This is a genomic window from Cupriavidus sp. UYPR2.512, from assembly GCF_000379565.1.
Lineage (GTDB): Bacteria > Pseudomonadota > Gammaproteobacteria > Burkholderiales > Burkholderiaceae > Cupriavidus.
In genome coordinates, this window is the sequence record NZ_KB903151.1 from 118,391 (window position 1) to 130,964 (window position 12,574).

Here is a 12,574-nt window from a genome sequence, read left to right on the forward strand (position 1 = left end):
GCGCAGACTGGCTGCGCGTTTTCCATGCTGCCGGCAGGGCCGAAGCCCGCGGCGCAGCCAGGCGGTCAGAACCCGCGTGCCACCGGCATCCTGATGTCGTCCGGGTTCAGGTTCATGTGCTTGGCCAGTTCCAGCTTGGCAATGGCGTTGCGGTGCACCTCGTCCGGACCGTCGGCCAGGCGCAGCGTGCGCTGGTGTGCCCACCAGTTGGCCAGCGGGAAGTCGCTGGAGACGCCGGCCGCGCCATGGACCTGGATGGCCCAGTCGATCACCTTCAGCGCCACGTTCGGGGCGATCACCTTGATCATGGCGATCTCGGCCTTGGCCACCTTGTTGCCCACGGTGTCCATCATGTACGCGGCCTTGAGCGTCAGCAGGCGCGCCATTTCGATCTCGCAGCGGGCTTCGGCGATGCGTTCCTGCGTCACGCCCTGGCTGGACACCGGCTTGCCGAAGGCCACGCGCGACAGCGCGCGCTTGCATAGCAGCTCCAGCGCGCGCTCGGCCACGCCGATGCTGCGCATGCAGTGGTGGATGCGGCCCGGGCCCAGGCGGCCCTGCGCGATCTCGAAGCCGCGGCCTTCGCCCAGCAGGATGTTCGACGCCGGCACGCGCACGTTCTTCAGCTCGATCTCCATATGGCCGTGCGGCGCGTCGTCGTAGCCGAACACCGGCAGGAAGCGCTTGATGGTGATGCCCGGGGTATCGGCGGGCACCACGACCATCGACTGCTGCTCATGGCGGCCGGCGTCGGGGTTGGTCTTGCCCATCACGATGTAGACCTTGCAGCGCGGGTCGCCCGCGCCCGACGACCACCACTTGGTGCCGTTGATCACGTAGTGGTCACCGTCGCGCTCGATGCTGCATTCGATATTGGTGGCATCAGATGAGGCCACCGCCGGCTCGGTCATCAGGAAGGCCGAGCGGATCTCGCCGGCCAGCAGCGGCTCGAGCCACTTGTCCTTCAGTTCCTCGGAGGCATAGCGCTCCAGCGTCTCCATGTTGCCGGTGTCGGGGGCCGCGCAGTTGAAGACCTCGGCCGACCAGGGCACCCGGCCCATGATCTCGCACAGCGTGGCGTATTCCAGATTCGACAGGCCCTGCGGGGCGCGCGGCGAGCGCGGCAGGAACAGGTTCCACAGGCCGGCCGCGCGTGCCAGCGGCTTCAGTTCCTCGATCACCCTGGTCGGCACCCAGGCGTTGCCGGCGCGGCGGTTGGCGTCGATCTCTTCGGCGAAACGCTTTTCGTTCGGGTAGATGTGCTGGTCGAAGAAGGCCAGCAGCTTGGCCTGCATTTCCTTGACCTTCGGGCTGTATTCGAAATCCATGTGGTCTCCTCGCTACAGAATCAGTGGACGCCGGGGTGGGCGGCGTCGCCTCGTTGGCCTCGGCAGGCCTCGGCATCAATGCGGCATGGGCCGATGGAATGCACTCTATCTGAAAGCTGGTAATAACAAAAATGAATTTTCTGGATTTGCCAGTATCAATTCCCTGCATTCCGTGCTAGAATCCCCGGCATGCAGCTCTCCCGCATCGACCTGAATCTCTTCGTGGTGTTCGACGCCATCTACAGCGAAGGCAGCATCACCGCGGCCGCGCGCCAGCTCAACCTGACGCAGCCCGCGGTCAGCCATGCGCTGGGCCGGCTGCGCACGCTGTTCGATGACCCGCTGTTCGAGCGGCGCGGGCAGGGCATGGCGCCCACGCCGCTGGCGCGCTCGCTGGCCGCCGAGGTGCGCAGCGCGCTGCAATCGTTCGCGCGCACGCTGCAGGATACGCCGCACTTCGATCCCACCAATACCGTGCGGCGTTTCACCATTGGCATGCGCGACGCGCTGGAATCCACGCTGCTGCCGCCGCTGATGGCGCGCGTCACGGCGATGGCGCCGCAGGTGGAGATCGCCGCGATCCGCTTCGACCGCCGCGAGATGGAGTCCGAGCTGCTGGCCGGCACGCTGGACGCCGCGCTGGACATCCTGCTGCCGGTCTCGCCCGCCATCCACCACGCGCCGTTCATGGCCGATCCGATGGTGGTGCTGGCGCGGCGCGACCATCCGCTGATGAAGAAGGAGCTGACGCTCGAACGCTACCTCGCGGCCGAGCATGTGCATGTGTCGTCGCGCCGCCGCGGCGCCGGGCTGGAAGACCAGGCCCTGCACCGCATGGGCCTGACGCGGCGCGTGCGCCTGCGTTGCCAGCACTACGCGGCCGCGTGCCGCGTGGTCAGCTGCACCGACCTGCTGGCCACGCTGCCGCTGCGCTATGCGCGCATCGCCAATGAGCCCTATGCCAACCGCGTGCTGTCCCTGCCGTTCAAGGTGCCGTCGCTGGAACTGCACCTGTACTGGCATGCGGGCGGCGAAAACGACGGTGCCAACCGCTGGCTGCGCGAGCAGCTGATGGCGGTGATGGCCGCGCTCGGCACCGGCATGGCCGACGTGGCCGCCGCCAGCTAAGTGCCCCCGCGCCCGCATGGCGGGCACCGCAAGCGCCCCCGCGGCGCCCCGGTGCGGCGCGCGCGGGTCACACGTAAGGAATTGTTCATGGGGTAGACCCTGCCGGTCCGCGCCCATACCATCATCCGGTCTTTCTGCCCCCGGCGCGAGCCCGTGTCCACACGGTGCTGGCGATGGTTGCCGCGCCGGTTGTCCGCGCCTGCGGATCCCCCGGGGCAGGTTCCTTCCTCCGATGACCACACGACGATTCAGAACGATGACCGGGAAACGCTTGTTTGCTGATAACCAACCCATGCTGCCGCGACGCACCACGCTCGCCCTGACCGCCCTTTGCGCCGCTGCGGCGCTGGCACTGTCCGCATGTGGTGGCGGTGGTGGCGATGGCGGCGGCGGTGGTACTTCGTCGGGCGCATCGCAAGCGAACGGGCAGGCCAGCGCGCCGTCGGGCGCGAGCCCCGGCACGACTTCCACCGCCGGTGCCTGCTATACCGTCAGCGGCACGGCGCCGGCCCCCGCGGCGGGCGGCGGCATCTCGCTGCTGCCGGCGCGCGGCAGTGCGGTCAGCAATTACCGCGTGCTGGAAGAGCCGCGCACCGCCGGCCTGTGCTACGCCAACTATCGGCGCGAGCAGGTGGGCCTGCCGCCGCTGGCGGCACGCGATCCGCTCAATACCGTGGCGCAGAACCACACTGCCTACATGCTGGCCAACGCCACGCTGACGCACGACGAGACCAGCGGCAAGCCGGGCTATACCGGCGCCACGCCCAACGAGCGCATCCAGGCCGCCTATCCGACCAATGCCACCGCTGAAGTCGTGGCCGGGGCCAACCGCTGGACCTCGGTTGCCAATGCGCAGCTGTCGATGTCGCCCAAGGACGCGCTGGTGTCGGACCTGGTCAACGCGCCGTTCCACCGCGCCGCGCTGCTGGGCAGCTACGGCTCGGCCGGCAGCGGCTTTGCCGAGCGCGTGGGCCCGGACGGCAGCGGCACCTCGGCCAGCTACTACCAGACCATCGACCTGGCGGATGCGTCCAAGGGCGGCAGCGACAACCAGATGGTGGCCTATCCGTTCAACGGCCAGGCCGATGTGCCGGTGAGCTGGGTCAACTCGGAAAGCCCCAACCCGGCGCCAGGATACGAGGGCAAGACCATGGGTTATCCGGTGTCGCTGCAGGCCATCAACACGTCACTGCAGTTCGATGCCGACAACTTCGTCATCACGGATGCACAAGGCGGCAACGTCAACTGCATCAAGGTCGACAGCCGTTCGGCGGGCCTCTCCAGTGCCGCGGGCGGCCTGGCGATCTGCACACCGGTGGCGCAGCTGGCCAGCCAGCAGCGCTATACCGTGCACGTCACCGGCAGGCTGGGCTCGCAGCCGGTGGACCTGAGCTGGTCGTTCACCACGCGCTGACCTGACCATCCCGCCAGCCCTTGCGCTGGCTGCCATGCACCGGCGCGCTCATTGCGGCGCGTCCGGCTCCCTCGCACGTCAGCATGCGGTTCTCATCGCCGATCAGCCGATATCCCTTCACGTCGGCGCGATGGCGGCCCGTGTCGAGCTGATCTCGATGACGCCTTATCGCCTTCTATCAGGTTGTCGCTGTACGAGTACGCGCCGGCTGGCTGCTGATGTGGAGGGAATTCGACTTTCACGTTTCCTGGATGCCCGGATCGCCACTACAATCGGTTGATCCTTCCCCAGGAGATACCGCATGGCTCACCCCGACCTTACTTCGATGGCATGGCGCGGCGCGCTGGCCCTTGCCCTGACAGCGCTGCTGGGTGCCTGCGGCACCCAGGGCGGAGGGACCGCCACTCCCGCCGCCCCGGCTGCACCGGCCGCGCCGTCGGCCACAACGCCGCCTGCCACGATGCCGCCGGCCCCGGAAGTCGCTTCCGGCTATCGCCCGGGCATGTCCACCGTCTACGCGCAGCGCCACATGGCTGCCGCGGCCAACCCGCTGGCCAGCGAGGCCGGGCGCACCATCCTGCGCCAGGGCGGCTCGGCCATCGACGCCGCCATCGCCATGCAGGCCGTGCTGACGCTGGTCGAGCCGCAGGCCACCGGCATTGGCGGCGGCGCCTTCATCATGTACTGGGACGGCAAGAACGTTCAGGCCTTCGACGGCCGCGAGACCGCCCCTGCCGGCGCCACCGAAAACCTGTTCCTGCGTCCCGACGGCAAGCCAATGGAGTTCAGCGAGGCCCAGATCGGCGGCCGCTCCGTCGGCACGCCCGGCGTGATGCGCGCGCTGGAAATGGCGCACCGGAAGCACGGCCGCCTGCCGTGGGCCAAGCTGTTCCAGCCCGCCATCGACCTGGCGGAGAAGGGCTTCCCGATCTCGGAGCGGCTGTACACGCAGGTGGCGGCCGACAAATTCCTGGCCAATTCGCCGGAGATGGCCGCGTACTTCCTGGATGCACAGGGCAAGCCCAAGCCGGCCGGCACGGTGCTGAAGAACCCGAAGCTGGCGCAGACCCTGCGCGATGTCGCCCGGCGCGGTGCCGGCGTGCTCTACAGCGGGCCGATCGCGCACGATATCGTCGCCAAGGTCAACGGTGGCAGCAATGCCGGCTCGTTGTCGCTGGCTGACCTGGGCAGCTACCGGGCCAAGCAGCGCGTGCCGGTCTGCACCGACTACAGGCGCTGGAAGATCTGCGGCATGCCGCCGCCGTCGTCGGGCGGCATCGCCATCGCGCAGATCCTGGGCACGCTGCAGGCGCTCGAGACCAAGAATCCCAAGTACGCGCTGGCCGCGCTCAAGCCACAGGGGGTGAACACGCCGGCAGTGATGGAGGCCAATCCCGACGCGGTCCACGCGATCTCCGAAGCCGACCGCCTGGCCTACGCCGACCGTGGCCTGTACGTGGCCGATGCCGACTTCGTGCCGGTCAACGTGGCCGGCATGGTCAGCCCGTCCTACCTTGCCACGCGCGCGGAACTGATCGGTGACAAGAGCATGGGCAAGGCCCAGCCGGGAGTGCCGCCGGGCACGGCGATGGCTTACGCGCCCGACCGTTCGCCGCCGCGCGTTTCCACCTCGCAGATCGTTGCGGTCGATGACCGCGGCGGGGCGATTTCGATGACCACCACGATCGAGTCGTACTTCGGCTCGCATCTGATGGTGCGCGGCTTCATGCTGAACAACCAGCTGACCGACTTCTCCTTCGTGCCGAGCGAGAACGGCAAGCCGGTGGCCAACCGCGTGGAGCCGGGCAAGCGCCCGCGTTCGTCGATGGCGCCGACGCTGGTGTTCGACCGCGAGAGTGGCCAGCTGGTGGCAACGGTCGGTTCGCCGGGCGGCTCGCAGATCATCGAGTATGTGTCCAAGACGCTGGTCGGCATGCTGGACTGGAACATGGACGTGCAGGCCGCCATTGGCATGGGCAACTTCGGCAGCCGCAACGGCCCGACCGAGGTGGAGAAAGGGCTGGTGTCGCCGGCCCTGGTGCAGGCACTGCAGCAGCGCGGCCACCAGGTGGCCGAGATCGAGATGACCAGCGGCACGCAGGCCATCATGCGCAAGCAGGGGCCTGACGGCAAGGCGGTGTGGGCGGGTGGTGCGGACCCGCGGCGCGAAGGGGTGGCGCTGGGGGATTGAGCGCCGCGCGACGCGGATGAAAAACGGGCGCCTCGGCGCCCGTTTTCTTGCCGCGGCAGTTGCCGCGTCAGCCCTTTGCCTTCTGCGCGTACTGCCACCCCATCTCCGCCATCGGCCGCGCGCGCTTGCCCGCGTCCAGCGCCTGCGCCGACGACGCGGTGCCGTCCACCACGCGCTTCATGATTCCCTGCAGGATCCCGGCGATGCGGAACATGCTGAAGGCGAGGTAGAAGTTCCAGTCGCCGGTGATCGGGCGGCCGGTGCGCTGCTCGTACAGGCGGCGGTAGCTGGCTTCGTCCGGGATGCCCAGCGCGGCGAAGTCCAGGCCTGCAATGCCGCGGAACTGGCCCGGGGCGATATGCCAGCTCATGCAGTGGTAGCTGAAGTCGGCCATCGGGTGGCCCAGCGTGGACAGTTCCCAGTCCAGCACCGCCAGCACGCGCGGCTCGGTCGGGTGGAACATCAGGTTGTCCAGCCGGTAGTCGCCATGCACGATCGAGGTCAGGTCGGCGTCTTCTTGCGGGATATGCTGCGGCAGCCAGTCCATCAGCGCGTCCATCGACGGGATCGATTCGGTCTCGGACAGCTTGTACTGCTTGGACCAGCGCTCGATCTGGCGCTGGAAGTAGTTGCCGGGCTTGCCGTAGTCGCCCAGGCCGATGGCGTTGTAGTCGACCGTGTGCAGCGCGGCGATGACGCGGTTCATCTCGTCGTAGATGGCGCTGCGCTCGGCGGTGCTCATGCCCGGCAGCGACTGGTCCCACAGCACGCGGCCGGCGACGAATTCCATGATGTAGAAGGCGCGGCCGATCACGGACTCGTCCTCGCACAGCGCGTACATGCGCGCCACCGGCACGTCGCTGCCGGCCAGCGCCGCCATCACACGGTACTCGCGCTCGATCGCATGCGCAGAGGGCAGCAGCTTGCTCTTGGGGCCGGGCTTGGCGCGCATCACGTAGGTCTGGCCCGGCGTGACCAGCTTGAAGGTCGGGTTGGACTGGCCGCCCTTGAACTGCTCCACGGTCAGCGGGCCGGCAAAGCCCTCCACGTGCTGGCGCATCCAGGCTTCCAGCGCGTCGGTGTCGAAGCGCTGCTGGTCCGCCACCGGGCGCGTGCCCTCGAAGTGCGATACGTTGCTCGTCATGCTGTCTCCGTTGGTTTTCTGTTCGGTATCGGTTGGGATTCGATCAAGTCCGCGGCGCACTCAGCCCTGCGGCTGGCGTCCGCGCAAATACTGGTGCAGCAGCACTTCCATGGTGGTGTGGCGCGTGCCGCTGTGCACGGGCGTGGGCGGCGAGTAATTGGTCATGCGCACCACCCAGTCGAGCGGGTCGTCGCCCATGTCGAGCACATTGATGCAGCCCGCGGTCTGCAGCAGCGAGCCGAAGAACACGCGCCGCCCGCAGGTAATGGCCTGCGACAGGATGGCGCGGTTGGTGCCGCCATGCAGCACCATCAGCACCGTGTCCCAGCCGGGATCGGCGCGCAGGCGCTCCAGCGCGGGCAGCACGCGGTCGAGGAACTGGCCGATGGTCTCGCCGTTGAGGAAGCGCTTGTCTTCGGGCACTTCGCCTTCGAAGGCGCCGACGAAGGCGTCGCGCAGGTCTTCGCTGGCAATCGCGGACAAGTCGCCGCCGCGGATTTCCTGCAGCGCGGGCCAGACTTCCGGCACCACGTCGTCCATCCCGGTCAGTTCGGCCAGCACGCGCTCAGCCGTCTCGACGGTGCGTGGCAGGCCGCTGACAATGACGCGGTCGAAGCGGACCTGCTCGGCGGCAAAGGCACGCCCGGCGGCGGTGGCCTGCATGCGGCCGGTCTCATTCAGGGGCACCATCTCGGGCAGGTTGGTGCGGCGCCCGGCCTCGTCGAAGTAGGAAACGGCACCATGCCGCATCAGGTAGATGCGGCGACGCGAGGACGGCGGCAATTCCATGCGTTGTCTCCTTGCATTGTGCCGGCATGCCCGTCTGCCGCGGGCTGGCCGTTCGGGTAAAGCCAGGCGTCCGGCGCCCGGCTTCAACGGTACTGCGGCTTGCGCTTCTCCAGGAAGGCGCTGATGCCTTCGCCGCCGTCGGGGTGATGCAGCGCGGCGACGAAGCTGTCGCGCTCGGCCAGCAGGTGTTCGGCGCGCGATGCGGTGGCCGCGTGGTTGATCAGGTCCTTGATGCGGCCCACGGCGTGCGGCGACTGGCGGGCAAGGCCGGCGGCCAGGCGCAGGGCCTCGTCCAGTGCCTGGCCCGGTTCGGTGACGCGGTTGACCAGCCCGAACTGCGCCAGCCGCGCCGCGTCCACCGGCTTGCCTTCCATCATCAGCTCGCTGGCCAGCGGGCGCGGCAGCGCGCGTGCGATCTCATACGAGCCGCCGCCGTCGGGCGTGAGCCCCACGGAAACATAGGCCATCACGAACTTGGCATTGCTGGCCGCCACCACGAAGTCGCACGCCAGCACCACCGAGAAGCCCGCGCCCGCGGCCGCGCCTTCCACCGCCGCGATGATCGGCTTGGGAAAGGCGTGCAGCGACTCGACCCAGCCGTTCAGCAGCGCGATGCTGGCGGCCTGTACCTCCTGGGGCTGGCTGCGGTTGCCGAGCAGCCGGTTCAGGTTGCCGCCGGCGCAGAAAATGCCGTCGGCGCCGGTGATGATGACCGCGCGCACCGAGTCATCGGCCGCGGCCTGATCCAGCGCCTGCTGCGAGGCCGCGTAGATGTCCGGGTGCAGCGCATTGCGTGCCTCGGGGTTCGAGATGGTCAGCACCAGCGTCGAATCGACGCGCTGGGAAAGCAACTGTGCAGGCATGGGCGTGGCTCGGTCGGTGTGGCGGTGGCGGGCTTACTGCTCTTCGGCCAGCAGCGACAGGCCCAGGCCGGCGCGGCGCCACAGCCACGGGCTCGGGCGGTAGCGCATGTCGCCGGTCAGCGCTTCCATGTTGCGCAGCGTCTCCAGCACCAGTTGCGGGCCGACCGCATCGCCCAGCGCCAGCGGACCCTTGGGATAGCCCAGGCCCAGGTTGACGGCGAGGTCGATGTCCGACGGCGTGGCGATGCGCTGCTGCGCGATATCGCTGGCGATATTGATGATGCAGCAGAGCACGCGCTGCGCGACAAAGCCGGCCGAATCACGGGTCACCGTGACCGGCACGCCGTCGCTGCCAAACAGGCCGTGTGCGGCGTCGCGCGCGGCGGCGCTGGTGGCCGGCGTGGTCATCAGCGTGCGGCGCCTGGTGGCCTCGAACGGCAGCAGCGTGTCGATGGCGACGGTGCGGGCCGGGTCCAGACCCTGTTGCAGCGCGCTGGTGGTGGCGTCCAGGCCCAGCGGCGTGACGATGATCAGCGCATCGGCCGACGGCTTGTTGCCGCCTTCCGGGGTCACGCCCAGCGCGCCCAGCAGCCTGGTCACCATGGCGTGGCCGCGCTCGCTTTCATGGCTGACCCAAACGCTCGACGGGCGCGCGGACGGCACCACGGCAGCCGCCGGCACCTGCTTCTGCCCATCGGCGTAGGCATAGAACCCGGCGCCGGCCTTGCGGCCGATCAGCCCGCCGACCGCGCGGATCGCGGTGATCGGCGACGGGCGGTAGCGCGGTTCCTGGTAGAACTGGTTGTAGATCGATTCCATTACCGGGTGCGACACGTCCAGCCCGGTCAGGTCCATCAGCTCGAACGGACCCATGCGGAAGCCGGCCTGCTCGCGCATGATGTTGTCGATGTCGGCGAACCCGGCCACGCCTTCCTGCGCGGCCTTCAGGCCTTCGATATTCATGCCGCGGCCGGCATGGTTGACGATAAAGCCCGGCATGTCCTTGCAGCGTACCGGGGTATGGCCCATGCGGCGCGACAGGGCCATCAGCGCGTCGCCCACCGCGGGATTGCCCGACAGGCCGTCGATGACTTCGACCACCTTCATCAGCGGCACGGGGTTGAAGAAGTGGTAGCCGGCGATGCGGCCGGGGTGCTTCGAACCCACGGCGATGGCAGTGATCGACAGCGACGACGTGTTGGAGGCAATGACGGCGTCTTCACGCAGGACCGCTTCCAGCTTGGCGATGAGGTCGCGCTTGACTTCCAGCTTCTCGACGATGGCTTCCAGCACCATGTCGCAGCCGGCCAGGTCCTCCAGCGCGCCGCAGGGCTTGACGCGGGCCAGCGTGGCCTCGGCGTCGGCGGCGCTGATCTTGCCCTTGTCGGCCAGCTTGGCCAGCGTGTCCTGCAGGTACTGGCGCGCCGCGGCCACCGCTTGTGGGTTGGCGTCGTACAGGTTGACGGTCAGGCCAGCCTGCGCGGCGATCTGCGCGATGCCCCGGCCCATGGCGCCGGTGCCGACGATACCCAGCGTATCGATGGTGAAAGTGCTCATCATTCGTCCCAAAAGTTGTGGTTAAATTAGCACGATCGTACGTTTTTTGCACCTTCCGCAACAGGTCGGCGCGGCAGGCCGCGTGCGCTGATCGGCCAGCCGGTACACTGCAGACCCCGGATGGTCCACAATCACTGGGAATCCGCGCAGCCTGACGCGAGGATCATTCCAATAACGGAGAGAGACGACATGCTGAAGCTCTGCGGTTTTGCCGCCAGCAACTACTACAACAAAGTGAAGCTGGCGCTGCTGGAAAAGAACGTGCCGTTCGAAGAGGTGCTGGCCTGGATCGGCCAGACCGACCCGGCAGCCACGCCCGCGGGCAAGGTGCCCTACATCATCACCGAATCCGGCCCGCTGTGCGAGTCCGAAGCCATCGTCGACTACGTAGAGGCAGCCTATCCGCAGACGCCGCTGCTGCCGGGCGACCCGTTCCAGGCCGCCAAGGTGCGCGAGATCGTCGTCTTCATGGAACTGTACCTGGAGCTGACTGCGCGCGAGCTGTACCCCGAGGCATTCTTCGGCGGCAAGGTCAGCGATGGCGTCAAGGAACGCCAGCACAAGCTGCTGACGCGCTATGTCCCCGCCTTCGCCAAGCTGGCGAAGTTTTCGCCATATATCGCCGGCGACACCTTCACGCTGGCCGACTGCGCCGCCGCAGCGCACCTGCCGCTGGTGTCGTCGTGCACCAAGATCATCTACGGCACCGACCTGCTGGCCGACCTGCCGGTCAAGGACTACCTGAAGACGCTGTCGGCGCGTGAATCGGTGCAGAAGGTCAATGCCGACCGCAAGGCCAATCTTGAACTGATGGCGAGCCGCAGCAACAAGTAGCCGGCCACAAACCGGCGGCACAAGGAAAAACGCCCGCGATTGGTTCGCGGGCGTTTTTCGTTGGCGCGGTGGCCAGGCCCGCGCCTACAGCTTGCCCAGCCGCTCCAGCGCCAGCGCCAGCGTCTCTTCCCTCTTGGCAAAGCAGAAGCGCACCACGCCCGATTCACGCGGCTGCGTGTAGAAGGCCGAGACCGGGATCGCGGCAACACCGATCTCGCGCGTCAGCCACATGGCGAAGTCAGCCTCGCTCAGGTCGGAAATGGCCGAGTAGTCGACGCACTGGAAGTAGGTGCCGTCCGACGGCAGCAGCTTGAAGCGGCTGTTGGCGAGGCCGGCGCGGAAGAAGTCGCGCTTGGCCTGGTAGAACGCCGACAGCTGCAGGTAGGGCGCGGGATCGGCCATGTAGTCGGCCAGGCCGTGCTGCACCGGTGTGTTCACGGTGAACACGTTGAACTGGTGCACCTTGCGGAACTCGGCCATCAGCGCGGCCGGCGCGGCCACGTAGCCGACCTTCCAGCCGGTCACATGGTAGGTCTTGCCGAAGCTGGAGATCACGAAGCTGCGGCGCGCAAGCTCAGGATGGCGCGAGACCGAGGCGTGCTGCTGGCCGTCGTAGACCATGTGCTCATAGACCTCGTCCGAGAGCAGCAGGATGTCGGTGCCGGCCAGGATCTGCGCCAGCTGGTCCATGTCGGGCGCGCGCCAGATCGTGCCGGTGGGGTTGTGCGGCGTGTTGATCAGGATCATGCGCGTGCGCGGCGTGATCGCGGCGGCCAGCTTGTCGAAGGGCACGCGGAATTCCGGCGCTTCCAGCGTGACCGGCACGGCGGTGGCGCCGGCCAGCTCGATCGCGGGCAGGTAGCTGTCGTAGCACGGCTCCAGCACGATTACCTCGTCGCCCGGATGCACCGCGCACAGGATCGCGGTCAGGATGCCCTGGGTGGCGCCGGCGGTGACGGTGATCTCGGTGTCCCAGCTGTACTGGTGGCCATAGAGGCTGGCGATCTTGTCGGCGATGGCCTGGCGCAGGCGCGGCACGCCCGCCATCGGCGGGTACTGGTTATGGCCGGCGCGCATGGCAGCGGTCACGGCATCGATGATCCTGGGGTCGCAGTCGAAGTCCGGGAAGCCCTGGCCCAGGTTGACGGCGTTCTTCTCGGTGGCCAGCGCGGACATCACGGTGAAGATGGTGGTGCCGACGGCGGGCAGGCGCGAGGGCGGCGGGGTCAGCGGCGTCAACTGGGTGTGGGTGGTGTCTGCGGACATGATACGGACGTGTCGATGCGGTCGGGACGGGATGCGATCAGGCGGCGCCACCGGGCAGGC

General features: G+C 68.1%; 10 protein-coding genes. 4 read left to right on the top strand and 6 right to left on the bottom strand.

Going from position 1 to position 12,574, the window contains the following annotated elements; all coding sequences use genetic code 11:
- Positions 1–65 precede the first annotated feature (65 nt).
- Positions 66–1,328 carry an acyl-CoA dehydrogenase family protein gene (locus tag A3A5_RS0125070; protein WP_018313231.1) on the bottom strand — a complete coding sequence of 421 codons (1,263 nt, stop codon included), beginning with the start codon at positions 1,326–1,328 and terminating at the stop codon, positions 66–68.
- A 189-nt stretch (positions 1,329–1,517) separates the two neighbouring features.
- Here A3A5_RS0125070 and A3A5_RS0125075 point away from each other — a divergent pair, with 189 nt between their 5' ends.
- The 3 genes from A3A5_RS0125075 (at position 1,518) to ggt (ending at position 6,061) form a co-directional block, all read left to right on the top strand.
- Positions 1,518–2,456 (top strand): LysR family transcriptional regulator, encoded by a 939-nt coding sequence (locus A3A5_RS0125075; RefSeq protein WP_018313232.1) that lies wholly within the window; start codon positions 1,518–1,520, stop codon positions 2,454–2,456.
- 292 nt (positions 2,457–2,748) lie between these two features.
- Entirely contained in the window at positions 2,749–3,870 is a 1,122-nt protein-coding gene (locus A3A5_RS0125080; RefSeq protein ID WP_018313233.1) for a CAP domain-containing protein, read from the top strand.
- A 301-nt stretch (positions 3,871–4,171) separates the two neighbouring features.
- A complete protein-coding gene (gene ggt / locus A3A5_RS0125085; RefSeq protein WP_026201104.1) occupies positions 4,172–6,061 on the top strand; it encodes a gamma-glutamyltransferase in 1,890 nt (629 codons plus the stop codon).
- Between the two features lie 67 nt (positions 6,062–6,128).
- Here the strand turns inward: ggt and A3A5_RS0125090 are convergent, their stop codons facing one another.
- From A3A5_RS0125090 to A3A5_RS0125105, 4 genes are all read right to left on the bottom strand, one after another.
- Positions 6,129–7,205: a phosphotransferase gene (locus A3A5_RS0125090; protein WP_018313235.1), complete on the bottom strand. Its 1,077-nt coding sequence runs from the start codon at positions 7,203–7,205 to the stop codon at positions 6,129–6,131.
- Between the two features lie 60 nt (positions 7,206–7,265).
- Positions 7,266–7,994, bottom strand: a complete 729-nt coding sequence (locus tag A3A5_RS0125095; protein WP_018313236.1) for a histidine phosphatase family protein — start codon at positions 7,992–7,994, stop codon at positions 7,266–7,268.
- 83 nt (positions 7,995–8,077) lie between these two features.
- A complete protein-coding gene (locus tag A3A5_RS0125100; RefSeq protein ID WP_018313237.1) occupies positions 8,078–8,857 on the bottom strand; it encodes an oxepin-CoA hydrolase, alternative type in 780 nt (259 codons plus the stop codon).
- A 33-nt stretch (positions 8,858–8,890) separates the two neighbouring features.
- A complete protein-coding gene (locus tag A3A5_RS0125105) occupies positions 8,891–10,414 on the bottom strand; it encodes a 3-hydroxyacyl-CoA dehydrogenase (RefSeq protein WP_018313238.1) in 1,524 nt (507 codons plus the stop codon).
- Between the two features lie 189 nt (positions 10,415–10,603).
- Here A3A5_RS0125105 and A3A5_RS0125110 point away from each other — a divergent pair, with 189 nt between their 5' ends.
- Positions 10,604–11,248, top strand: coding sequence for a glutathione S-transferase (locus tag A3A5_RS0125110; protein ID WP_018313239.1), 645 nt, complete (start codon positions 10,604–10,606; stop codon positions 11,246–11,248).
- A gap of 84 nt (positions 11,249–11,332) precedes the next feature.
- Here the strand turns inward: A3A5_RS0125110 and A3A5_RS0125115 are convergent, their stop codons facing one another.
- On the bottom strand, positions 11,333–12,514 hold the full coding sequence (locus A3A5_RS0125115) for a pyridoxal phosphate-dependent aminotransferase (RefSeq protein ID WP_026201105.1): 1,182 nt from the start codon (positions 12,512–12,514) through the stop codon (positions 11,333–11,335).
- Between the last annotated feature and the right edge of the window lie 60 nt (positions 12,515–12,574).

Coding starts and splice junctions, on each gene's coding strand:
- A3A5_RS0125070 (WP_018313231.1), bottom strand. CDS start 1,328: ATGGATTTCGAATACAGCCCGAAGGTCAAGGAAATGCAGGCCAAGCTG.
- A3A5_RS0125075 (WP_018313232.1), top strand. CDS start 1,518: ATGCAGCTCTCCCGCATCGACCTGAATCTCTTCGTGGTGTTCGACGCC.
- A3A5_RS0125080 (WP_018313233.1), top strand. CDS start 2,749: ATGCTGCCGCGACGCACCACGCTCGCCCTGACCGCCCTTTGCGCCGCT.
- ggt (WP_026201104.1), top strand. CDS start 4,172: ATGGCTCACCCCGACCTTACTTCGATGGCATGGCGCGGCGCGCTGGCC.
- A3A5_RS0125090 (WP_018313235.1), bottom strand. CDS start 7,205: ATGACGAGCAACGTATCGCACTTCGAGGGCACGCGCCCGGTGGCGGAC.
- A3A5_RS0125095 (WP_018313236.1), bottom strand. CDS start 7,994: ATGGAATTGCCGCCGTCCTCGCGTCGCCGCATCTACCTGATGCGGCAT.
- A3A5_RS0125100 (WP_018313237.1), bottom strand. CDS start 8,857: ATGCCTGCACAGTTGCTTTCCCAGCGCGTCGATTCGACGCTGGTGCTG.
- A3A5_RS0125105 (WP_018313238.1), bottom strand. CDS start 10,414: ATGAGCACTTTCACCATCGATACGCTGGGTATCGTCGGCACCGGCGCC.
- A3A5_RS0125110 (WP_018313239.1), top strand. CDS start 10,604: ATGCTGAAGCTCTGCGGTTTTGCCGCCAGCAACTACTACAACAAAGTG.
- A3A5_RS0125115 (WP_026201105.1), bottom strand. CDS start 12,514: ATGTCCGCAGACACCACCCACACCCAGTTGACGCCGCTGACCCCGCCG.